Here is an 875-nt window from a genome sequence, read left to right on the forward strand (position 1 = left end):
GCGGGCGTCCGGCCACCGACCCACGCGCGCGTGACGAGGTCGCCGCCGTCTGGGGCGTCGCCGGTCTCCCGCACCGCTACGGCCGCGACACCGGCCAGATCGTGGAGGCCGCCGCGACCGGCGAACTCCAGGCGCTGCTGGTGGCGGGCGTCGAGATCGCCGACCTGCCCGACCCGGCACGCGCGCGTGCGGCACTCGACGAGGTCGGCTTCCTGGTCTCGCTCGAACTGCGGCCCAGCGAGATCACCCGCAAGGCCGACGTGGTCCTGCCGGTGGCCGCGGTCGCCGAGAAGGGAGAAGGCCGGCGGGACGCTGCTGCCGGCGGCTCCCGGGACCGAGACCGAGTGGCTGGACGCGCTCGCGAGGAACGTCGGTCTGGAGGACGACGGTGCTCTCGCCGCCGAGGCGCTGCGCGCCGAGGGGGCCGTGATCGTCGTCGGTGAGCGGCTGGCCGCGGTGGCCGGCGGCCTGACCGCCGCCGTACGCGCCGCCTCCGCGACCGGTGCCCGGCTGGCGTGGATCCCGCGCCGGGCCGGGGAGCGTGGTGCCGTCGAGGCGGGCGCGCTGCCGTCGCTGCTGCCGGGCGGGCGTCCGGCCACCGACCCACGCGCGCGTGACGAGGTCGCCGCCGTCTGGGGCGTCGCCGGTCTCCCGCACCGCTACGGCCGCGACACCGGCCAGATCGTGGAGGCCGCCGCGACCGGCGAACTCCAGGCGCTGCTGGTGGCGGGCGTCGAGATCGCCGACCTGCCCGACCCGGCACGCGCGCGTGCGGCACTCGACGAGGTCGGCTTCCTGGTCTCGCTCGAACTGCGGCCCAGCGAGATCACCCGCAAGGCCGACGTGGTCCTGCCGGTGGCCGCGGTCGCCGAGAA

Annotated in this window: 1 pseudogene; it reads left to right on the forward strand. The window is 77.3% G+C overall.

From position 1 onward, the window contains the following. Positions 1 to 294: 294 nt before the first annotated feature. Positions 295 to 875, forward strand: a pseudogene (locus tag CA983_RS44270) (NADH-quinone oxidoreductase subunit G); the annotation flags it as partial.

This window comes from Streptomyces swartbergensis, from assembly GCF_002148965.1.
Taxonomy (GTDB): domain Bacteria; phylum Actinomycetota; class Actinomycetes; order Streptomycetales; family Streptomycetaceae; genus Streptomyces; species Streptomyces swartbergensis.